Genomic DNA, 18,810 nt, shown 5'->3' on the forward strand with positions numbered 1-18,810 from the left:
CCTCAAAATGCCCATTCTTCAAACAGTAGAACCGTTCAAAAGAGGACGAATACTTCGATTTCCTACCTTATGATCGTTCTAGACTAGGCACGGAGACCGCTACACATCCAGTACCTTGCCGGGGTTCAGCAGCCCTTGCGGATCGAGGGCCCGCTTCAGCCGGCCCATCAGCTCCAGCGCCAGCGGGTCGGCATAGTGCGCGAGCTCGTGCGCCTTCAATCGGCCGATGCCGTGCTCGGCGGCGATGGAGCCGTCCATCTCGGTCACGATATCGTGCACGATGCGGTTGAAATGTTCCCACATGTCGATGAACGCCGCCTTCTCCATCCCCACCGGCTGGCTGAGGTTGAAATGGATATTGCCGTCGCCGACATGGCCGAACGGGCACGGGCGCAGCCCCGGTAGCTCGGCCGTCACCGCCGGCAGCGCGCGGGCGAGGAACTCCGGCACGCGGGACACCGGCACCGAGACGTCGTGCTTGATCGAGCCGCCCTCGTGCTTCTGCGCCTCGCTCATGTCCTCGCGCAGCCGCCACAGCGCATCCGCCTGCGCCTCGCTCGCGGCGATGACCGCATCGGTCACCTCACCGGCCTCCATCGCCGCCTCCAGCCCGGTCTCCATCAGCGCTCCGAGATCGAAGGCACGGGTGGGCGCCGAGAACTCGGCGAGCACGTACCAGTCATGGCGATCGGCGAAGGGCCGCACCGTGCCGGGCATGTGCTTCAGCACCGTCTCGATGCCGAAATCCGCCATCAGCTCGAAGGTGGTCAGCCCGTCGCCGGCAAGCCCGCGCAGCCGGTGCAGCAGCTTGAGCGCATGCTCGGGGTCGGGCACGGCGAGGAAGGCGGTGGTGCGCTGCGCCGGCGCCGGGAACAGCTTCAGCACGGCGGCGGTGATGATGCCGAGCGTGCCCTCGGTGCCGAGAAACAGCTGCTTGAGGTCGTAGCCGGCATTGTTCTTGCGCAGCCGCTTCAGCCCGTTCCAGACGCGGCCATCGGCGAGCACCACCTCGAGGCCGAGCACCAGCTCTTTGGCGTTGCCGTAGCGCAGCACCGCGGTGCCGCCGGCATTGGTCGAGAGGTTGCCGCCGATGCGGCAGGAGCCCTGCGCCGCAATGTGCAGCGGGAACAGGCAGTTCACCGCTTCCGCCGCCTTGTGGATGCTGTCGAGGATGCAGCCCGCCTCCACCGTCATCGTCATGTCGACGGGATCGACATGACGGATCTTGTCGAGCCGCGCCAGCGAGACCACGAGTTCGCCGAACGGCATCTGCCCACCAACGAGGCCGGTATTGCCGCCCTGGGGCACCACCGGCACCCCGGCTTCGGCGCAGGCCGCGAGGATGAAGGCGACGTCCTCCGTGTTGCCCGGCCGCAGCACCGCCGGCGTGCGGCCGTCATAGAGCCCGCGCTCCTCGCGCAGATAGGCGGCGGTGTCCCCCGGCTCGGTCAGCACATGCGGGGCGCCGATGCGCCGGGCGATCTTTTCCAGGAGCGGGGCGAGGTCGGCGGCTGTCGTCGAGGTCATGGCAACGTCCGATTATCTGCAAAGGCGGTCGCCCGGCTGTTTACACGGCCGCGCCGCTTGCCGCCATATGACGCCGGGCGTCCGCCGGGCCCTTGTCCGCCTCCCGGGCGCCCGGCGTCCCCGGTCGTGAACCGCCGCGGGAAGATCCGTTCCGCAGGAGACCCGGCATGTCCTCGCTCATTCTCTACGTCACCCTCGGCATCTCGGCATTCGACCGCACCCTCGCCTTCTACGACCCGGTGATGGCGACGCTGGATCATGTCCGCAGCGAGGATGCCACGCCCGGCTGGGCGGGTTACGGCCCCGATTATGACGGCGGCGTCAGCCTGTGGCTGTGCCATCCCTTCGACGGTGGCGCCCCCGCGCCCGGCAATGGCCCGATGGTGGCCTTTCGCGCCGCGAGCGCGGAGCAGGTCGATGCCTTCCACGCCGCCGCCCTCGCCCATGGCGGCACGAGCGAGGGCGCTCCCGGCCTGCGTCCGCATTACACCCCGCATTTCTACGTCGCCTATGTGCGGGACCCGGACGGCAACAAGCTCGCCGCCGTCTTCCACCGCTACGGGCTGGAGGAATGAGCTCCGGCGGAGCCCTTGGCGCCCGCCCACACGCGCCTTGCCCACACGCCCCTTGCCCCGCGCGGGTTCATCCCCTATGCCCCGCGCATGGCGCCCCCTCTGCTTCTTCTCCAGGACACCCGGCTCACCTTCGGCGGCACGCCGCTGCTGCAGGGGGCGGAGCTGTCCGTCTCCGCCGGCGAGCGCGTCGGCCTCGTCGGCCGCAACGGCTCGGGCAAGTCGACCCTGCTCAAGATCGCCGCCGGCCTCGTGCAGGCGGATTCCGGCACGCGCTTCGTGCAGCCCGGCGCCACGGTGCGCTACCTGCCGCAGGAGCCGGATCTCTCCGGCTTCCCGAACGTGCTCGCCTATGTCGAGGCCGGCCTCGGGCCGGGCGATCCCGACTACCGCGCCCGCTATCTGCTCGAGCAGCTCGGCCTCACCGGCGACGAGGCGCCTGCGAGCCTGTCCGGCGGCGAGGCCCGCCGTGCCGCGCTCGCCCGCGTGCTCGCCCCCGAGCCGGACATCCTGTTGCTCGACGAACCCACCAACCATCTCGACCTGCCGGCCATCGAATGGCTGGAGAGCGAGATCGCGTCCTCCCGCTCGGCGCTGGTGCTGATCAGCCACGACCGCCGCTTCCTGGAGGACCTCACCCGCGCCACCGTCTGGCTCGATCGCGGCACCACTAGACGCATGGAGCGCGGCTTCAAGTTCTTCGAGGAATGGCGTGACGCCGTGCTCGAGGAAGAAGAGCGCGACCAGCAGAAGCTCGCCCGCAAGATCGTCGCCGAGGAGCACTGGATGCGCTACGGCGTCACCGCCCGGCGCAAGCGCAACATGCGCCGCGTCGGCGAACTCGCCGACCTGCGCCAGCAGTTCCGCGAGCATCGCCGCGCGCTCGGCACAGTGACGCTCACCTCCACCGAGGCGGAGACCTCCGGCAAGCTGGTGGTGGAGGCCGAGCACATCGCCAAGGCCTATGACGGCCGCCCCATCGTGCGCGACCTCTCGATCCGCATCCAGCGCGGCGACCGCATCGGCATCGTCGGCCCCAACGGCGCCGGCAAGACCACGCTGCTGAAGATGCTCACCGGCGAGCTCGCCCCCGACTCGGGCACGATCAAGCTCGGCACCAATATCGAGATGGCGACGCTCGACCAGCGCCGCGCTGCCCTCGACCCCACCCGCTCGGTGCGCGACACACTCACCGACGGGCGCGGCGACCAGGTGTTCATCGGCGGCAATCCGCGCCATGTCATCGGCTACATGAAGGACTTCCTGTTCACACCGGAGCAGGCCGGCACGCCGGTCTCCTCGCTGTCGGGCGGCGAGCGCGGGCGGCTTTTGCTCGCCTGCGCCCTCGCCCAGGCGTCGAATCTCATGGTGCTGGACGAGCCGACCAACGACCTCGACCTCGAGACGCTCGACCTCCTGGAAGAGATGATCGACGACTATGCCGGCACGGTGCTCCTCGTCAGCCACGACCGCGACTTCCTCGACCGTACGGTGACCGCCACCATCGCCTATGAGGGCGACGGCAACTGGACCGTCTATGCCGGCGGCTATTCGGACATGGTCGCCCAGCGCGGCCATGGCGTTCAGTCCCGCGCCGGCGAGAAGCCCGCCAAGGAAGTCCCGAAGCCGGCAGAGAAGCCCGCCGCCGAGAAATCCGCCGGCAAGCGCAAGCTCTCCTTCAAGGAGAAGCACGCGCTGGAGCAATTGCCGAAGACCATCGCCAGGCTGGAAACCGAGATCGGCAAGCTCGCCGAGAAGATGCAGGCGGCGGATTTCTATACCAGGGATCCCGCCGGCTTCGCCAAGACCTCGGCGGCGCTGGAAAAGGCACAGGGCGAGCTGTCCCGGGCCGAGGAGCAATGGCTGGAGCTGGAGATGCTGCGCGAGGAACTGGGGGGATAGGGCGGCTCTCTCCCGCCACCCTCGTTATCGCGGCCCTCGGGTTTGCCTTTGGCAAGCCCGAGGGCAGGCTCCGCACAGCGGAGAGCCAGGATCGCTCTCCCATGTCTGCGCGATCCCGGATCGGCCTGTCGGCCGTCCGGGATGATGAGGGATAAAGTCCGCGATGACGGCGGATAAACAACCATCCTCATGCTGAGGCGCGAGCGCAAGCGAGCCTCGAAGCACGCAGGCGACATCCCGCCGCGAAACGGCTAAGACGCGCGCATGCCCTGCCCCGCCCCCCGCCTCATCGCCCTCGCCTCGCCGGACGATCCCCGCATCGACGCCTATCGTGTCATCAAGGAGCGCGATCTCGTCGGGCGTGGCGGGCGCTTCATCGTCGAGGGCCGGACGGTGCTCGACGTCGCCCTGTCGCCGCGCAACCGTTTCCGCCTCGAATCCCTGCTCATCGCCGAGAGCCGCGCCGCCGCCCTCGCCCCGCTGCTGGCGCAGGCGCCGGCCGACCTGCCGATCCATACCGCCAGCCAGGAGATCCTCGACGGCATCACCGGCTTCCACATCCATCGCGGCCTGCTCGGCGTCGGCCTGCGCGGGGAGGAGCCCTCCGCCGCCGAGCTCGTCGCCTCCCTGCCGGAACGGGCGCTCGTCGTCATGGCGCTCGGCATCACCAATCACGACAATGTCGGCGGCATCATGCGCAATGCCGCCGCCTTCGGGGCGGATGCGGTGCTGCTCGACTTCGCCTCCTGCGACCCGCTGTATCGCAAGGCGATCCGGGTCTCGGTCGGCGGCAGCCTCGTCGTGCCCTTCGCCCGCGAAGGCAATGCGGCCACCCTGCTCGACCTCTTGGTGGCGGAGGGTTTCGAGCTGCTCGCCTTCAGCCCGGCGGGAGAGACGAAGCTGAAGGATGTCGTCGCCGCGCCCCGTACGGCGCTGATGGTGGGAGCGGAGGGACCCGGCCTGTCCGCGGCGGTCATGGTCCGGGCCCGGACGGTCAGCATCCCGATGGCCGGCGGCTTCGATTCCCTCAACGTCGCCACGGCCGCCGGCATCGCCCTGTATCATCTCGCCGACCTCTGACGGCGACGTCCGGCCGGCGCGGCGGGCGGCTCCCCGCCGCGCCGGCCGGAGCTTCGCGGCGGAAGGTGATCTGCAATTCCCGAATACGTGATCGGCACGAATCACCCTCGACAAGCCGGGGGAACGGGCCCATCTTCGGATGGGAATACGGAGCGGCGTGCCGCTCTATGACCGTCTTACCTATCAAAGCCCGGGCATCGCTCCGGGCTTTTTTTTGTGCTCCGACGCTCGTGTCCGCCCCGCCCGCCTTTCGGAAACGCGAAAGCCGAATGCGTGTCAATATTATTGGTACTGGTAAGTTTCTCAATTTGGAACTAGGGTGCCTTCGTCTTCGCGGCGGAGACGTTTCGACGTCCGCCCCGCCGCCGGCCGTTCCGCATACCGCCCCCCGCAGTGGAATGCCGGTCCGGTGCCGCCGCGAGACAGGTAGGTGCTGCGTTCCGACGCAGCGGCCTCATGCCGGACCGCCCCCGCCAGGGCGGTCCGGCTACCGGCCCCCTCCGATCACCGCCGCCGTTTCGGCTCGCCACACGGGTTTCCGGCGCCCGCCGCGGCCTCCAGTGCCACGGAATGGCAAGGCGCGGAAACCAAAAGGTTTTCCCGTCCGACCTTTTGTCGCATAAGCATCGCGGCGCATCCGTGCTCAATGAAGCGGGATGCGAGCCGCGGGACGTGACCTCATGCACCAGACGCCTCTGCCGGAAGCGGTCATCGTCAAGCTCGGCGGCAGCCTCGCCGCCGCGCCCGGCCTTGCCGGGCTGCTGGCCCGCCTGGCAGAGACCGGCGCGCCGCTGGTGGTGGTGCCCGGCGGCGGTCCGCTAGCCGATGCGGTGCGCGATCTGCAGCCTCGGCTTTCGCTCAGCGACCGCGCCTGCCACCACATGGCGATCCTCGCGATGGAGAGCTTCGCCCTGGCGCTGGGCGACCTGGAGCCCCGCCTGCTTCCCTGCACCGACGCCGCCGCCATGGCCCGCGCCCACGCGGCAGGCCGTGCCGCCCTGTGGCTGCCGGCGGAAATGGGCCGCGCCGCCGATCTCCCGGCGAGCTGGAACGTCACCTCCGACAGCCTCGCCCTGTGGCTGGCGCTGCATCTCGGGGCCCGCCGGCTCGCCTTCGTGAAGTCCGCGCCATCCCACGGCACCGCGCCCGGGGAATGGGCCGCGGCCGGCCTCGTCGACCCGTTCGTCCCAACGCTGGCCGCCCGCTATGCCGGCCGCCTCGAACTGCTGTCGGTCGAGGAGGCGCTGGCCGCCTTCCCCTGCAACCGGAGTGCGGCATGAGCGACGCCGGAACCCGCCGCGACACCGCACCCCGCCCGCGCGAGGCGGCCCGCTGGGCCTGGGCGTTCACCGGCTCCGGCCATTTCTTCGTCGAGTCGCTGGCGCTGATCGCCACGCTCGACCCGGTCGACCTGTTCGTCTCCAAGGCGGCGGAGGAGGTGCTGCGCATGTACCGGCAGGAACTGCCGGAACATCTGCGCATCTATCACGATCTCTCCGCCTCCGCGGTGCCGGTCGGCCGCTTCTATGAAGGGCGCTACCACACGCTCGTCGTCTCGCCCGCCTCGGCCAACACCGTGGCGAAATGCGTCTACGGCATCGCGGATTCGCTGGTCACCAACTGCTTCGCCCAGGCCGGCAAGTGCCGGGTGCCGAGCATCGTCTTCGCCTGCGACACCTCGCCGGAAATGATCACCATGGCGCCGCGCGGGCCGGTGCCGGTCTATCCGCGCGCCATCGACCTGGAGAACACCGACCGCCTGTCGCGCTTCGACTATTGCACGGTGGTAGAGACCATCGGCGCGCTGGAGCAGTCGATCGCCGCCCGCAAGGCGGAGCTTGCCGCCGGAGTATCCTCCGATGGCTGACGAGCCGGCAAACCCTGCCGGCCGGGCGGAACGGGTCGCCCTGGTCACCGGTTCGCTCGCCGAGCCGCGCCTCGCCAAGGTGGCGGGCGAGATCGCCTCGCCGGCCCTCGATCCGGTGGTGGTGAATGTCGGCGTCAAGGTCGCGGCACTGATGACCGCCGAGATCGTCGAGCGCCGGCTGAAGGTCCCCGAGGGTGCGGCCCGCGTAGTCATGCCCGGCCGCTTCCGCGGCGATCTCTCGCGGCTGGAGCGGCATTTCGGCCTGCCCTTCGAGCGCGGGCCCGACGAGCTCGCCGACCTGCCGGAGCATTTCGGTAAGGCGCGCGCCCGCGCCGATCTCTCCCGCCACGACGTGACGATCTTCGCCGAGATCGTCGACGCCTCGGCGCTGTCGCTTCCCGACCTCCTCGCCCGCGCGAAAAGCCTGGCGGCCGACGGCGCCGAGGTGATCGATCTCGGCTGCCTGCCCGATACCCCGTTCCCGCATCTGGAAGAGGCGATCGCGCTGGTGCGGGCCGAGGGGCTGAAGGTCAGCGTCGACAGCTTCAACCCGGAGGAACTGTCCCGCGCCACCCGCGCCGGGGCCGACTATCTGCTGAGCCTCACCGAAGCGACCCTCGACATTGTCGACGAAGGCCCGGCCGCGCCGGTGCTCGTCCCCTCGCCGCCGCACGATCTCGATTCCCTCGTCCGTGCCATCGAGGCCTGCCGCGCCAAGGGCCGGGCCTTCCTCGCCGACCCGATCCTGGAGCCGATCCATTACGGCTTCACCGCCTCGCTGGAGCGCTATGCCGAACTGCGCCGGCGCTACCCGGACATCGGGATCCTGATGGGCATCGGCAACGTCACCGAGCTCACCGACGCCGACACCACCGGCATCAACGCCATCCTGATGGGGGTGATCTCGGAACTGAGGCTGAACGCCGTGCTGGCGGTGCAGGTCAGCCCGCATTGCCGCACGGCGGTGAAGGAATTCGACCGCGCGCGGCGCGAATTCTTCGCCGCCCGCGAGGCCGGGGCGCTGCCGCAAGGCTTCGGCGGCGGGCTGATGGCGCTGCGCGACCGGCGGCCCTGGCCGGCGAGCCCGGCGGAGATCGCCGACCTTGCCGGCGAGGTGCGCGACCGCAACTACCGCATCATGGTCGGCGAGGACGGCGTGCACGTCTTCAACCGCGACGGCCACCACATCGGCGCCGACCCGTTCGCCTTCTTCCCCTCCCTCGGGGTGGAGGGCGACGCGGCCCATGCCTTCTATCTCGGCGTGGAAACCGCCCGCGCCGAGATCGCCTTCCGCCTCGGCAAGCGCTACGCGCAGGACGAGGCGCTCAAATGGGGCGTCGCCGGCCGCGGCGACGGCCGCGCGGAGGACGGAAACGCCGACCCGCACCGTTTGACTTTCGACAAGGCGGGTTCGACGCTGGCAAGCTCGACGCCGCCGGCGAAGCCCGATAAGAGCGAACCATGATCCGCGAAACCATCGTCACCACCCGTTCGCGCTCCGGCGAGCGCCACATCGCCCCCATGGGCGCGACGGTGATCGAGGGCGGCTATCTGCTGCAGCCCTTCCGGCCTTCGCGCACGCTCGACAATCTCGTCGACACCCAGATCGGCGTCATCAACTTCACCGACGATGTGCGCCTCATCGCCGCTTGCGTGCTCGGCAAGCGCGTGCCGGTCGAGACGCAGAAGGCGACCCATATCGATTGCCCGCGCCTCGTCGGCGCGCTCTCTCATGACGAGATCACCGTCGAGAAGGTCGAGGATCATCCGCAGCGCCCGCGCATCTTCTGCAAGACCTATCACAGCGAGGGGCATCACCGTTTCCTCGGCATGAACCGCGCCAAGGCGGCGGTGCTGGAGGCGGCGGTGCTGGTCAGCCGCCTTCATATCCTTCCCGACGACAAGGTGGATGCCGAGATGGCCTATCTCGCCATCGCCGTCGAGAAGACCGCCGGACCGGAGGAGCAGGAGGCCTGGGAGTGGATGGTGGAGGCGGTCGCCGCCCATCGTCGCCAGCGCGACGACCGCTCCTCCCCGGACCCAACGGTCTCATGAGGGGCGCGCCATGGAACCGAGGCTCATGAGCCGCCACGTCTCGCATCTGCGCCCGGTCGCTCCCGGCTCGGCGCCGGGCCTGCTCGCCAGCGTCGCCGACCTCGCAGAAATGCGCGCCGCCATCGCCGGCGGCGCCGACATCGTCGATCTCAAGCAGCCGGCCTTCGGCGCGCTCGGCGCTTGGAGCACGGACGCGCTGGAAGCCGCGGTGATGCTGTGGAACGCCTGCGGCGAGGGGCGCCCGGCGCTCAGCGCCACCGCCGGCGACCAGCCCATGGTGCCGGCGATCCTTGCCAGCGCCTGTGCCCGCGTCGCCGCCACCGGCGTGCCGATCGTCAAGGCCGGGCTGTTCGCCAGCCCGCATGCCGGCGCCTGCATCGCTGCATTGGCGCCGCTGGCGGCGAGAACCCGCCTCGTCGGCGTGCTGTTCGCCGATCAGGACCCGGATTTCTCGCTGGTTGCCGAGGCCGGCGCCGCCGGCTTCTACGGCATCATGCTCGATACCGCCGACAAGAAGGCCGGGCCGCTCACCGCCCATCTCGACCCGCTCACCCTCGGCCAGTTCGTCGAGGAGGCCCGCCGCAACGGCCTCATGACCGGCCTCGCCGGCTCGCTCACCCTCGACGACATCCCCGCGCTCGGCGGCATCGGCGCCGATTATCTCGGCTTCCGCGGCGCGCTCTGCGTCGAGGGGCGCACCGGCCGCTTCGACCCGGTGCGCCTCGCCCAGGCGCGGGTCCTGGTTCGCGCGCTCGGCTGAGGCGAAGACCGCCGCCGAGGCCAGGCGGCCGAAAACCCTCCATCGATCTGGACTCCGCAGCGGGATAGAGTTACCGTCACGTCAATATAAAAAATCGAAATAAATTGCGGAGTATTTCGATGCAGTCCGAACAGGACGAAACCAGCGGCAGCCGCTCCTTCGGGGGCTTTGCGTCCCTCGCGGTCGTGCTGCTCCTACTGGTCTGGCTGGTGATCTGATCCCCGGCCGGCATGCCCGTTCGCCGTGCCGGCCGCAAGCCCCGCGCCCCCTATCGGAACGGGTGATCGAACCCTCGCCGCCCCGCCGTCCGCCTCTCCAAGCGATGAGGCTTGACAGATGCACGGGCCGGGTTCACTGACATCGTCATGATGCAGTGCATCATCGATGCAATGCTCTCCACAACCTTCAAGATTCAACCCATGCCCAGCGACAGTGACAGTCGATTGTCCGGCCCGTGGCGGCCGGCGTTTGTGAGCCGCTCGCAGGCATGACCTGAGCGCTCGGCTCACCCGCGCCGCCCTCCCGGGACGGACGACGGAAAGTGAGCCGAGATGGACGATATCCGCAACACGGCCGAAGACCGTCGCGACGATCCCCGTCGCGACGACGAATTCGTCGACGCCGCCGCCCTTGCCGCCGAACTCGCCGAGGAACATCCCGCCGACATCGCCGAGGCCCTCGACGAGGAGGAGCCGGAGGTTGCCTCGGCGGTGCTGGCCAGCCTGCCCCGCGACAAGCAGATCGAGATCCTCGACCTGCCCGATTTCGACCTCTCCGGCGACCTCATCGAGGCGCTGCCGGTCGAGGAGGCCGTGCGCCTCATCTCCGAGCTCTCCGCCGACCGTGCCGCCGACCTGTTCCGCTGGATGGAGGAGCCGGCCCGCTCGCACCTGTTCGCCCGCCTCCCGGCGGCGACGCAGGCCGAGCTCAATCGGCTGCTCTCCTGGCCGGAGCACACCGCCGGCAGCCTGATGACCACCGAATTCGTCTCCGTCCCCTCCAGCTGGACGATCGGCGACACGCTGCGCCACATCCGCGCCATCGAGCGCACGCGCGAGACCATCTACGCCATCTATGTGCTCGATCCCGCCACCCACAAATTGCTGCAGGCGGTGACGCTGCGCCGGCTCATCTCCGGCGAGCCGCAGCAGCCGATCCTCACCTGCGCGCCCGCCCACGACCCCATCACCGTCGATCCGCTGATGGACCGGGAGGAAGTGGCGCGCCTCATCTCCAAATACGACCTGCTCGCCGTACCGGTCGTCGATGCCAACGAGCAGGTGCTCGGCATCGTCACCGTCGACGACATGATCGACGCCATCATCGAGGAAGGCACCGAGGACGCGCAGAAATTCGGCGGCATGGAAGCGCTGGATGAGCCCTATATGGAGATCGGCTTCCTCGACATGCTGAAGAAGCGGGCCGGCTGGCTCTCCATCCTCTTCCTCGGCGAGATGCTCACCGCCAGCGCCATGCAGCATTTCGAGGACGAGCTGGAGCGCGCCATCGTGCTCACGCTGTTCATCCCGCTGATCATGAGCTCGGGCGGCAATTCCGGGTCGCAGGCCACCTCGCTGATCATCCGGGCGCTGGCGTTGCACGAGATCAAGCTCGGCGACTGGTGGCGGGTCGCCTTGCGCGAACTGCCCTCCGGCCTTGTGCTCGGCTCGATTCTCGGCACGCTGGGCATGACGCGCATCGCCATCTGGCAGCTTGCCGGCTTCCATGATTATGGCGAGCACTGGGTGCTGGTGGCCCTCACCGTCGGCTCGGCGCTGGTGGCCATCGTCACCTTCGGCTCGCTGATCGGCTCGATGCTGCCCTTCGTGCTCAGGCGCGCCGGCTTCGATCCCGCGAGCGCCTCGGCCCCGTTCGTCGCCACCTTCATCGACGTCACCGGCCTCGTCATCTATTTCAGCGTCGCGCTGGCCATCCTGCACGGCACGCTGCTCTAGGCCCGGGCCGGCCCTCCCGCTCTCGCAACGCAGCGGCGGGAGGGCCGGCCTTGCGGCGTGCCGTCAGGCCGCGCGCGGCGCCGCGGCCGGCGGCGTGCCGCGGTGGATGGCCTTCTTCATCTCGCTGCGGAGCTCGGGCGTGTCCTTGTGGCCGTGCATGGCGACCGCATGCTGCACGGCCGCCTCCATCAGCTCGCCCTCGCTGTCGGCGGCCATTGCCAGCGTGCACTTCTTGTCGCTGGGCATTTCCCGGCAATCGATGAAATAGCGTCCCATATGCGCCTCCCTTGTCAGGGCGCCGCCCGGGCAACACTCCCTCATGCGGTCGGCTTCCACCGCATGGCGGCGCCGGTCGGAACGCTACGCCCGCCGGCGGGGCCCGGCAAATCACGAAGGCCGCAGCGTCGCCCCTTTCGGCATTCGCCCCGCCCACCGGCAAATGGTCGCGGCCCGGTTGCCCCTTGTGGCGGCCGGGCTCTACCATGGCGGCGAGGAAATGCCCGTGAACGAAAATACCCAGTCCATCGCCCGCCCCCGCCGGCCGACCCAAGCGAACGGGGTTCGCGTCGTCGCGCCGGCGCGGCTGCATCTCGGCTTCCTCGATCTCTCCGGCAGTCTCGGCCGCCGCTTCGGCAGCCTCGGCCTCACGCTCGACCAGCCGACACTGTCGCTGAGGATGGAGCCGGCGGAGGTGCTCGCCGCCACCGGGCCGGATGCCGCCCGCGCCCGCGCCGCCGTCGAACGGGTGGCGACGCAGTTCGATCTCGACCCGCGCGTGGCGATCACGGTGGAACGGGCGCTGCCGCCGCATGCCGGCCTCGGCTCGGGCACGCAGCTGGCGCTGGCCGCCGGCTCGGCGGTGGCGACGCTGCGCGGCCACCCGCTGGACGCCCGCGTCCTCACCGCGGCGCTCGACCGCGGTGCCCGCTCGGGCATCGGCATGGGGGCCTTCGCGGAAGGAGGCGTGCTGCTCGACGGCGGCAAGGCCTCCGGCCGCGACGACCCGCCTCCCATTCTCGCCCGCCACCCCTTTCCGGCGGATTGGCGGCTCCTGCTCGCCTTCGACGACAAGTCGCAGGGGCTGAGCGGCAGCGAGGAGGTGACGGCGATGAACACGCTGCCCCCCTTCGACGAGGCGCTGGCCGGGCATTTCTGCCGCCTGACGCTGATGAAGGCGCTGCCCGCGCTGATCGAGCGCGATTGCGCGGCCTTCGGCGCCGCCATCGGCGAGATCCAGGCCCGGCTCGGGGATCACTATGCCCGCGCACAGGGCGGGCGCTACACCAGTCGGGATGTCGAGGCGGCGATGCAGCTCGCCGCCGCCGAGGGCGCCGCCGGCGTCGGCCAGAGCTCCTGGGGCCCGACCGGCTTCGCCATTCTCGGCTCGCCCGACGCCGCCGACCGGCTCGCGAGCCTGCTGCGCGAGCGCTTCGCCGATCGGCCGAACCTGTCCTTCGTGGTGGCGCGCGGCCGCAACACCGGTGCCCGCACCGACTGGCTCGGCATGGACTGACATTCCCGGGAGAACCATCGAATGGACGAGCACGCGCCGATCCTGCACATCGTCTCGCCCCTGCGCCACATCAGCCCCTTCGACGTCAACATGGCGGTGGATGCCGGCTATGCGACCATCCTGCCCTATGGCCAGGTGGCGCTGGAGGAGATCGGCGGCCTGGTCCAGGACATGATGTTCTCGCGTCCCCCGGCCGGCGCGCCGCGCACCGGGCTGTTCATCGGCGGCAAGGACGCGGCGCTGGCGCTCGACATGGCCGACCGCGCGCGGGAGGTGCTGTTCCCGCCGTTCCAGATCTCGATCTTCGTCGATCCGGCGGGCTCCTTCACCACCGCGGCCGCCATGGTGGCGGAAGTGGAACGTCATCTGCGCGCCAGCCGCCCGCAAGGGCTGGAAGGCGCCAGGGTGCAGGTCTATGGCGCGACCGGGGTGGTCGGCGGCATTGCCGGCGTGCTGGCCGCCCGCGCCGGCGCCGACGTGACGCTGGTCAGCCATCGCGACATCGAAAGCGTCGAGGCCAAGGCCCGCGATTTCGCCGGGCGCTTCAGCGTCTCGCTCGCCTGCGCCGCCGCCCGCAGCGAGGAGGACAAGCGCGCCCTGCTCCCGGAGGCGGAGGTGGTGCTCGCCTGCGGCAAGGCCGGCGTCGAAATTCTTTCCGCCGATGCGCTGGCCGCCGCCTCCGCCCTGCAGGTCGCCGCCGACATCAACGCGGTGCCGCCCGCCGGCATTGACGGCATCGACGCGATGGCGAACGGCACCGCGCTGCCGGGCGGTGCCCGCGGCATCGGCGCCCTCACCATCGGCCAGCTCAAATATCAGGTGCAGCACGAGCTTCTGAAGCGCATGCGGGTCGCCGAGGGGCCGCTCGACATCGGCGTCGAGGTCGCCTTCGACCTCGCCCGCTCGCTCGCCGTCTGAAGGCGCATGCCCGCGATCGCGGTGGCCGCGCTTTCCGCCCGCGCCCTGGCGGCGGCGGCGCGGCGTGCCGGCCTGGAGCCGCTGGTGTTCGATCTGTTCGGCGACGCCGACACACGCGAACTCGCGGCCACCCTGGTGACGCTGCGCCGCCGCGCCGGCTTCGCCATCGATGCCGACGACCTGCTCCTCCAGCTCGATACCCATGTCGACGGATCCTGCCCGCTGGTGCTGGGATCGGGCTTCGAGGCGATGCCGGATCTGGTCGACCGACTGGCCGCGCGCGGCCGGCTGGCCGGCAATGACGGCGCGGTAGTGCGGCGGCTGAAGGATCCGTTCGTCTTCAGCGATCTCCTGTCCGCCCTCGGCATTCCGCATCCCCGCGTCTTCGCCGAGGAGGCACCGCTCGGCGTCGAGACGCTGGAGAAGGCCATCGGCGCGTCCGGCGGCGGCCATGTCCACCCGGCGCGCCGGACGCGCGGCCCCGGCCACTATCTGCAGGAGCGGATCGAGGGCGGTTCCGCCTCGGCGCTGTTCCTCGCCAATGGGCGCGACATCCGCCTTGTCGCCTTCTCCGAGCAATGGTGCGCGCCGGATGCCGCCTCGCCCTTTCGCTATGGCGGCGCCGCCGGCCCCATCGCGCTAGAGCCGGCGGTCGAGGCAGAGGTCACTCGGGCGCTGGGCCGGCTTGCCGAGGCCACCGGCCTTGTCGGGCTCGCCAGCGCCGACCTCATCCTGTCGCGTGAGGGCTGGAGCCTGATCGAGCTCAATCCGCGCCCCGGCGCGACGCTCGACCTGTTCGACCGCCCCCCGCTGCCCCCGCTACTTCGCCTGCATCTCGACGCCTGTGCGGGCCGCCTGCCCGACCTCGTGCCGCTGCGCCCCGGCCCGGAGGTCGGCGCACGTGCCGCCGGCATCTTCTATGCGCCGATCACCTTCGACATGCGCCTCGCCCATCTGCCGCCGCATGCCGCCGACCGCCCCGCCCCCGGCACGCGCCTGCATCGCGGCGAGCCGGTCTGCACCGTCTTCGGCGAGGGACGCGATGCCGAGGAGGCACGCGGCGTGATGCTGCTGCGCATGGACGCGCTGTGGCACGAGATGCAAGGCGCAGCGGGAGAGACGCCATGACGACGATCGACATCGCCGACGCTTTCCTTCGCTCCTGCCTCGCCGAACTCGATGCGCTCAAGCCCGGCAACGTCCACCGCTTCGCGGCCGGCCACGGCATGGAGGTCGCGCATTTCGAGGCGGCGGCGCGCGCCGCGGCCCCCGCCATCGCCCGGCCGGACGAGCGCGTCGGCACGCGGATCGAGACCGCGGTCGCCGCCTCGCTCGGCGTCACCGGCCTCAACACCAATCTCGGCATCCTGCTGCTCTGCGCGCCGCTGGCGGCCGCCGCCGAGCGGCCCCGGCCCTTGCGCGCCGCGCTGGTCGAGACGCTGGCGGCGCTCGACAGGCAGGACGCCGCCGCCGTGTTCCGCGCCATCGCCGCCGCCAATCCCGGCGGGCTCGGGCGCCGCACCGAGCATGACGTCGCGGCTCCCGCCACCATCGGCCTCGTCGAGGCGATGCAGCTCGCCGCCGGCGACGACCGCATCGCCCGGCAATATACGAGCGGTTTCGCGGACGTCTTCGACATCGGCGTCGCCCGGCTGCACCAGCTCGCCGGCGCCGAGCCGCAGGCGCGCACCGAGGCCGCCTATCTCGCCTTCCTCTGCGCCTTCCCGGACAGCCATATCGGCCGCAAGTTCGGCCGCGCCGCCGCCGAGGCGGTACAGGAAGAGGCGCGGCAACTCGTCGCCGGCATCGACTGGCACGCCCCGGCCGCCCGGCGCCATCCCCCGCTCGCCGCCTTCGACGCCGGCCTGAAGGCGCGCGGCCTCAATCCCGGCACCAGCGCCGACCTGACGGTCGCCAGCCTGTTCGCCGCCGCCCTCAGCCCATGAACGCGGCGAGATCTTCCGCGCCGAGCCGCCCGTCATGCAGCGCGCTCGCCAGCAGCACCCCGGCGACGCCGATCTCCGCGAGCCGGCGCAGGTCCGCCGCATCGCGCACCCCGCCGGCGGCATAGACCCGGCGCCCGCCCGCCCGCGCCAGAACGCCCCGCAGGCGGTCGTAATCGGGGCCAGCATCGCCGCCGACGCGGGCGAGCGTCATCACGATCACCTCGCCGGGCCACAGATCGGCCCGCTCATGCAGCTCGGCCGGCCCGCGCCGGCCTTCCGGGCCGTGGTCGAGCGAGAGCACCGCCGGCCCCTCGCGCAGCGCCGCCAGCCCGCCTTCCGCATCCGCCATCGATTCGGTGCCGAGCACCCGGTGCAGGCCCGGCCCGGCAAGCCGCGCCTCCCCGGCATCCACCCACAGCCGCGCGAAATGCCCGGCGAGCCCGCCCAGCTCCGCCCGGTGCGGCTCCCGGCCGGCGATGGCGTCGAGATCGGCGACATAGAGCGTGCGGAACGGCGCCAGCGCCCGCAGCGCCCGCGCGATGTCGTCCGGCGCGGCGCCCTCGCAGAGGCGGGAGGCGATGGGACGATAATTCGCACGATCGCCGCGCCGCGCATGCACGACGACGCCTCCCATCAGGTCGATCACCGGTATAAGTTCCACGCGAAATGGCTCCGCCGTGAAGGGTTCGATGCGGGTTCTGGTGTGCGAGTTTGTAACCGGAGGCGGGCTCCGGCGCGAGGCGCTTTCGCCCTCGCTCGCCGCCGAGGGCGCGCTGATGCGCGACACGCTGGTCGGCGATCTCGAGGACCTGCCCGGCATCCGCGTCCTCACCACCCATGACGACCGCCTGCCGCCGCCCCTCCGCGGCGACAGCCGGCCGGTGGCCGCCGGCGACGACGCCGGGGCGATCTGGGCCGAGCTAGCCGCCGGGGCGGATCTCGCCTGGCCGATCGCCCCGGAAACCGACGGCGCGATGGAGGCGGTGGTCGCCCGGCTGCGCCAGCGCTGCCGCCGCGTCGTCGCGTCGGATGAGGAGGCGTTGCGCATCGGCGCCAGCAAGCAGGCCACCGCGGCCCGCTTTGCCGCCGCCGGCGTCCCCGTCGTGCCCTGCTGGCAGCCCGGCGCCATTCCGCCGCACGCGGCCGGCCCGCTGGTGGTCAAGCCCGATGACGGCGCCGGCAGCCTCGGCATCCGCCTGTGCCCGTCGCGCGAGGACGCCGCGGCCGCCGGCCCGGGCATGGTGGTCCAGCCTCATGTGGCGGGCGCGGCCGAAAGCCTCACCCTGCTCTGCCAGTCCGGTCGCGCGGAGGTGCTCGGCATCAACCGCCAGCATGTGACGCTTGCCGACGGACGCTTCGGCTTCCATGGCGTCACCGTCGGCATCCGGCCGCCGGGCGAGGTCGAGGCCGGGCTGGCGCAGGCGATCCTCGCCGCACTTCCGGGCTTGCACGGCCTCGTCGGCGTCGATTATCTGGCGACGCCGGACGGGCCGGTGGTGGTCGAGGTCAATCCGCGGCTGACCACCTCCTATGCCGGCCTGCGGCGGTCGCTCGGCATCAACCCCCTCGCCTTCGTCGCCGATCTGGTGCGCGACGGCGTGGTGCCGAAGCTGCCGCATCTTCCCCCGCCTGTTCCGGTCGAGGTGCTTGTGTGACGACGATTACACGTTTGGGCTGGGACATTGGCGGCGCCCATGTGAAGCTGGCCGCCTTCGGCGAGGATGGCCGCCTCGCGGCGGTACGCATCGCCCCGTGCCCGGTCTGGAAGGGCGCGCACCATCTCGCGGAAGCCGTGCGCCGGCTGCGGGCGGAATTCCCGGCGAGCGCCACCTCCGCCGTCACCATGACCGCCGAGGGCGCCGATCTCTGGCCGGACAGGCATGCCGGCGTGGTCGGTACCGCCGCCGTGCTGATCGAGGAGCTCGGGAGCGCGCCGCTGGCGCTGTTCGCGGGCCCGGAAGGCTTCGTGCCGGCCGAGCAGGCCGCCGCCCATTCCGCCACCATCGGCTCGGCGAACTGGTACGCCACCGCGGCGGTGCTGGCGCATCTGCTGCCGGCCGGCGTGCTGGTCGATATCGGCTCCACCACCGCCGATCTCATCGCCTTCGGCGAGGGCCGGGTCGCGGCGCGCGGCTTCAGCGACGCCGAGCGCCTCGGCCATGGCGAGCTGCTCTATACCGGCATCGTGCGCACGCCGGTGATGGCGCTCGCCGAGCGCGTGCCCTTCGCCGGCCGCCTCGTGCCGCTGATGGCCGAGCTCTACGCCACCTCCGCCGACATCTACCACGTGCTCGACCTCCTGCCCGACGAAGCCGACCTGCACCCGGCCGCCGATGGCGGCGAGAAGACCGCCGAGGCCAGCGCCCGCCGGCTGCTGCGGATGGTGGGGGAAGACCTCACCGCGGCGAACCGGGGCCGCGCGCGCCGCCTCGCCTATCATCTGGGCCAGCAGCAATTGCACCGGCTCGCCACGGCGCTGGACACGGTCGCCTCGGCGCAGGAGGAGGATGTCGGCCTGGTGGTCGGCGCCGGCATCGGCCGCTTCCTGTCGCGCCAGCTCGCCGAGCGGCGCGGCGCCGCCTATCTCGATCTCGCCGACGTGCTGACCGACGATGCCTCGCTCGCCGGCCCGGCGGCCGATTGCGCGCCGGCGGTGGCGGTGGGACTGCTGTCCGCCGCCCTCGCGGCGGAATGAACCGACATAATGACCGGGAG

18 protein-coding genes are annotated in these 18,810 nt (G+C 71.0%); 15 read left to right on the forward strand and 3 right to left on the reverse strand.

Annotated elements, in window-relative coordinates:
* Window positions 1–99: 99 nt before the first annotated feature.
* Entirely contained in the window at window positions 100–1,527 is a 1,428-nt protein-coding gene (locus tag KHC19_RS02340; RefSeq protein ID WP_213350403.1) for an FAD-binding oxidoreductase, read from the reverse strand.
* 167 nt (window positions 1,528–1,694) lie between these two features.
* Here KHC19_RS02340 and KHC19_RS02345 point away from each other — a divergent pair, with 167 nt between their 5' ends.
* The 9 genes from KHC19_RS02345 to mgtE all read left to right on the forward strand — a co-directional run bounded on the left by KHC19_RS02345 (window position 1,695) and on the right by mgtE (window position 11,718).
* The gene (locus KHC19_RS02345) at window positions 1,695–2,102 is read left to right on the forward strand and encodes a VOC family protein (protein WP_213350404.1); all 408 of its coding nucleotides are present in this window, start codon (window positions 1,695–1,697) and stop codon (window positions 2,100–2,102) included.
* Between the two features lie 87 nt (window positions 2,103–2,189).
* On the forward strand, window positions 2,190–4,001 hold the full coding sequence (locus KHC19_RS02350) for an ABC-F family ATP-binding cassette domain-containing protein (RefSeq protein WP_213350405.1): 1,812 nt from the start codon (window positions 2,190–2,192) through the stop codon (window positions 3,999–4,001).
* Between the two features lie 264 nt (window positions 4,002–4,265).
* Window positions 4,266–5,081 carry a TrmH family RNA methyltransferase gene (locus tag KHC19_RS02355; protein WP_213350406.1) on the forward strand — a complete coding sequence of 272 codons (816 nt, stop codon included), beginning with the start codon at window positions 4,266–4,268 and terminating at the stop codon, window positions 5,079–5,081.
* A gap of 680 nt (window positions 5,082–5,761) precedes the next feature.
* The gene (locus tag KHC19_RS02360) at window positions 5,762–6,361 is read left to right on the forward strand and encodes an amino acid kinase family protein (protein ID WP_213350407.1); all 600 of its coding nucleotides are present in this window, start codon (window positions 5,762–5,764) and stop codon (window positions 6,359–6,361) included.
* A complete protein-coding gene (locus KHC19_RS02365; protein ID WP_213350408.1) occupies window positions 6,358–6,948 on the forward strand; it encodes a flavoprotein in 591 nt (196 codons plus the stop codon). Before KHC19_RS02360 ends, KHC19_RS02365 begins: the two co-directional genes overlap by 4 nt.
* A complete protein-coding gene (locus KHC19_RS02370) occupies window positions 6,941–8,413 on the forward strand; it encodes a DUF6513 domain-containing protein (protein ID WP_213350409.1) in 1,473 nt (490 codons plus the stop codon). The genes KHC19_RS02365 and KHC19_RS02370 overlap by 8 nt, the downstream gene beginning before the upstream one ends.
* A complete protein-coding gene (locus KHC19_RS02375; RefSeq protein ID WP_213350410.1) occupies window positions 8,410–9,003 on the forward strand; it encodes a DUF447 domain-containing protein in 594 nt (197 codons plus the stop codon). Before KHC19_RS02370 ends, KHC19_RS02375 begins: the two co-directional genes overlap by 4 nt.
* 25 nt (window positions 9,004–9,028) lie before the next feature.
* Window positions 9,029–9,763: a (5-formylfuran-3-yl)methyl phosphate synthase gene (locus KHC19_RS02380; RefSeq protein WP_213350411.1), complete on the forward strand. Its 735-nt coding sequence runs from the start codon at window positions 9,029–9,031 to the stop codon at window positions 9,761–9,763.
* A 551-nt stretch (window positions 9,764–10,314) separates the two neighbouring features.
* Entirely contained in the window at window positions 10,315–11,718 is a 1,404-nt protein-coding gene (gene mgtE, locus KHC19_RS02385) for a magnesium transporter (RefSeq protein ID WP_213350412.1), read from the forward strand.
* Between the two features lie 63 nt (window positions 11,719–11,781).
* Here mgtE and KHC19_RS02390 read toward each other — a convergent pair whose 3' ends face one another.
* Window positions 11,782–11,994 carry a DUF1059 domain-containing protein gene (locus KHC19_RS02390; RefSeq protein WP_213350413.1) on the reverse strand — a complete coding sequence of 71 codons (213 nt, stop codon included), beginning with the start codon at window positions 11,992–11,994 and terminating at the stop codon, window positions 11,782–11,784.
* Between the two features lie 220 nt (window positions 11,995–12,214).
* On the opposite strand from KHC19_RS02390, the gene KHC19_RS02395 reads away from it, so the two are divergent.
* Genes KHC19_RS02395 through KHC19_RS02410 form a run of 4 tightly spaced genes read left to right on the forward strand, consistent with a single transcriptional unit; the run spans window position 12,215 to window position 16,095 of the window.
* Window positions 12,215–13,231, forward strand: a complete 1,017-nt coding sequence (locus KHC19_RS02395; protein WP_213350414.1) for a beta-ribofuranosylaminobenzene 5'-phosphate synthase family protein — start codon at window positions 12,215–12,217, stop codon at window positions 13,229–13,231.
* Window positions 13,232–13,252: 21 nt separating this feature from the next.
* Window positions 13,253–14,149 carry an NAD(P)-dependent methylenetetrahydromethanopterin dehydrogenase gene (locus tag KHC19_RS02400; protein WP_213350415.1) on the forward strand — a complete coding sequence of 299 codons (897 nt, stop codon included), beginning with the start codon at window positions 13,253–13,255 and terminating at the stop codon, window positions 14,147–14,149.
* A gap of 6 nt (window positions 14,150–14,155) precedes the next feature.
* Window positions 14,156–15,277, forward strand: a complete 1,122-nt coding sequence (locus tag KHC19_RS02405; RefSeq protein ID WP_213350416.1) for an ATP-grasp domain-containing protein — start codon at window positions 14,156–14,158, stop codon at window positions 15,275–15,277.
* On the forward strand, window positions 15,274–16,095 hold the full coding sequence (locus tag KHC19_RS02410; protein WP_213350417.1) for a triphosphoribosyl-dephospho-CoA synthase: 822 nt from the start codon (window positions 15,274–15,276) through the stop codon (window positions 16,093–16,095). Before KHC19_RS02405 ends, KHC19_RS02410 begins: the two co-directional genes overlap by 4 nt.
* Here the strand turns inward: KHC19_RS02410 and KHC19_RS02415 are convergent.
* On the reverse strand, window positions 16,085–16,756 hold the full coding sequence (locus tag KHC19_RS02415; protein WP_213350418.1) for a HisA/HisF-related TIM barrel protein: 672 nt from the start codon (window positions 16,754–16,756) through the stop codon (window positions 16,085–16,087). The two genes, KHC19_RS02410 and KHC19_RS02415, sit on opposite strands and share 11 nt — an antisense overlap.
* A gap of 28 nt (window positions 16,757–16,784) precedes the next feature.
* Here KHC19_RS02415 and KHC19_RS02420 point away from each other — a divergent pair, with 28 nt between their 5' ends.
* The gene (locus tag KHC19_RS02420) at window positions 16,785–17,750 is read left to right on the forward strand and encodes an ATP-grasp domain-containing protein (RefSeq protein WP_213350419.1); all 966 of its coding nucleotides are present in this window, start codon (window positions 16,785–16,787) and stop codon (window positions 17,748–17,750) included.
* Complete coding sequence (locus KHC19_RS02425; RefSeq protein WP_213350420.1) at window positions 17,747–18,790, forward strand: hydantoinase/oxoprolinase family protein; 1,044 nt, start codon at window positions 17,747–17,749, stop codon at window positions 18,788–18,790. Before KHC19_RS02420 ends, KHC19_RS02425 begins: the two co-directional genes overlap by 4 nt.
* The last annotated feature ends 20 nt before the right edge of the window (window positions 18,791–18,810 follow it).

It is taken from the genome of Ancylobacter oerskovii, from assembly GCF_018390555.1.
Lineage (GTDB): Bacteria > Pseudomonadota > Alphaproteobacteria > Rhizobiales > Xanthobacteraceae > Ancylobacter > Ancylobacter oerskovii.

What these genes read in the sequence shown, in the direction of transcription:
- KHC19_RS02340 (WP_213350403.1), bottom strand. Translation starts at nt 1,527, where the DNA reads ATGACCTCGACGACAGCCGCCGACCTCGCCCCGCTCCTGGAAAAGATC.
- KHC19_RS02345 (WP_213350404.1), top strand. Translation starts at nt 1,695, where the DNA reads ATGTCCTCGCTCATTCTCTACGTCACCCTCGGCATCTCGGCATTCGAC.
- KHC19_RS02350 (WP_213350405.1), top strand. Translation starts at nt 2,190, where the DNA reads ATGGCGCCCCCTCTGCTTCTTCTCCAGGACACCCGGCTCACCTTCGGC.
- KHC19_RS02355 (WP_213350406.1), top strand. Translation starts at nt 4,266, where the DNA reads ATGCCCTGCCCCGCCCCCCGCCTCATCGCCCTCGCCTCGCCGGACGAT.
- KHC19_RS02360 (WP_213350407.1), top strand. Translation starts at nt 5,762, where the DNA reads ATGCACCAGACGCCTCTGCCGGAAGCGGTCATCGTCAAGCTCGGCGGC.
- KHC19_RS02365 (WP_213350408.1), top strand. Translation starts at nt 6,358, where the DNA reads ATGAGCGACGCCGGAACCCGCCGCGACACCGCACCCCGCCCGCGCGAG.
- KHC19_RS02370 (WP_213350409.1), top strand. Translation starts at nt 6,941, where the DNA reads ATGGCTGACGAGCCGGCAAACCCTGCCGGCCGGGCGGAACGGGTCGCC.
- KHC19_RS02375 (WP_213350410.1), top strand. Translation starts at nt 8,410, where the DNA reads ATGATCCGCGAAACCATCGTCACCACCCGTTCGCGCTCCGGCGAGCGC.
- KHC19_RS02380 (WP_213350411.1), top strand. Translation starts at nt 9,029, where the DNA reads ATGAGCCGCCACGTCTCGCATCTGCGCCCGGTCGCTCCCGGCTCGGCG.
- mgtE (WP_213350412.1), top strand. Translation starts at nt 10,315, where the DNA reads ATGGACGATATCCGCAACACGGCCGAAGACCGTCGCGACGATCCCCGT.
- KHC19_RS02390 (WP_213350413.1), bottom strand. Translation starts at nt 11,994, where the DNA reads ATGGGACGCTATTTCATCGATTGCCGGGAAATGCCCAGCGACAAGAAG.
- KHC19_RS02395 (WP_213350414.1), top strand. Translation starts at nt 12,215, where the DNA reads ATGCCCGTGAACGAAAATACCCAGTCCATCGCCCGCCCCCGCCGGCCG.
- KHC19_RS02400 (WP_213350415.1), top strand. Translation starts at nt 13,253, where the DNA reads ATGGACGAGCACGCGCCGATCCTGCACATCGTCTCGCCCCTGCGCCAC.
- KHC19_RS02405 (WP_213350416.1), top strand. Translation starts at nt 14,156, where the DNA reads ATGCCCGCGATCGCGGTGGCCGCGCTTTCCGCCCGCGCCCTGGCGGCG.
- KHC19_RS02410 (WP_213350417.1), top strand. Translation starts at nt 15,274, where the DNA reads ATGACGACGATCGACATCGCCGACGCTTTCCTTCGCTCCTGCCTCGCC.
- KHC19_RS02420 (WP_213350419.1), top strand. Translation starts at nt 16,785, where the DNA reads ATGCGGGTTCTGGTGTGCGAGTTTGTAACCGGAGGCGGGCTCCGGCGC.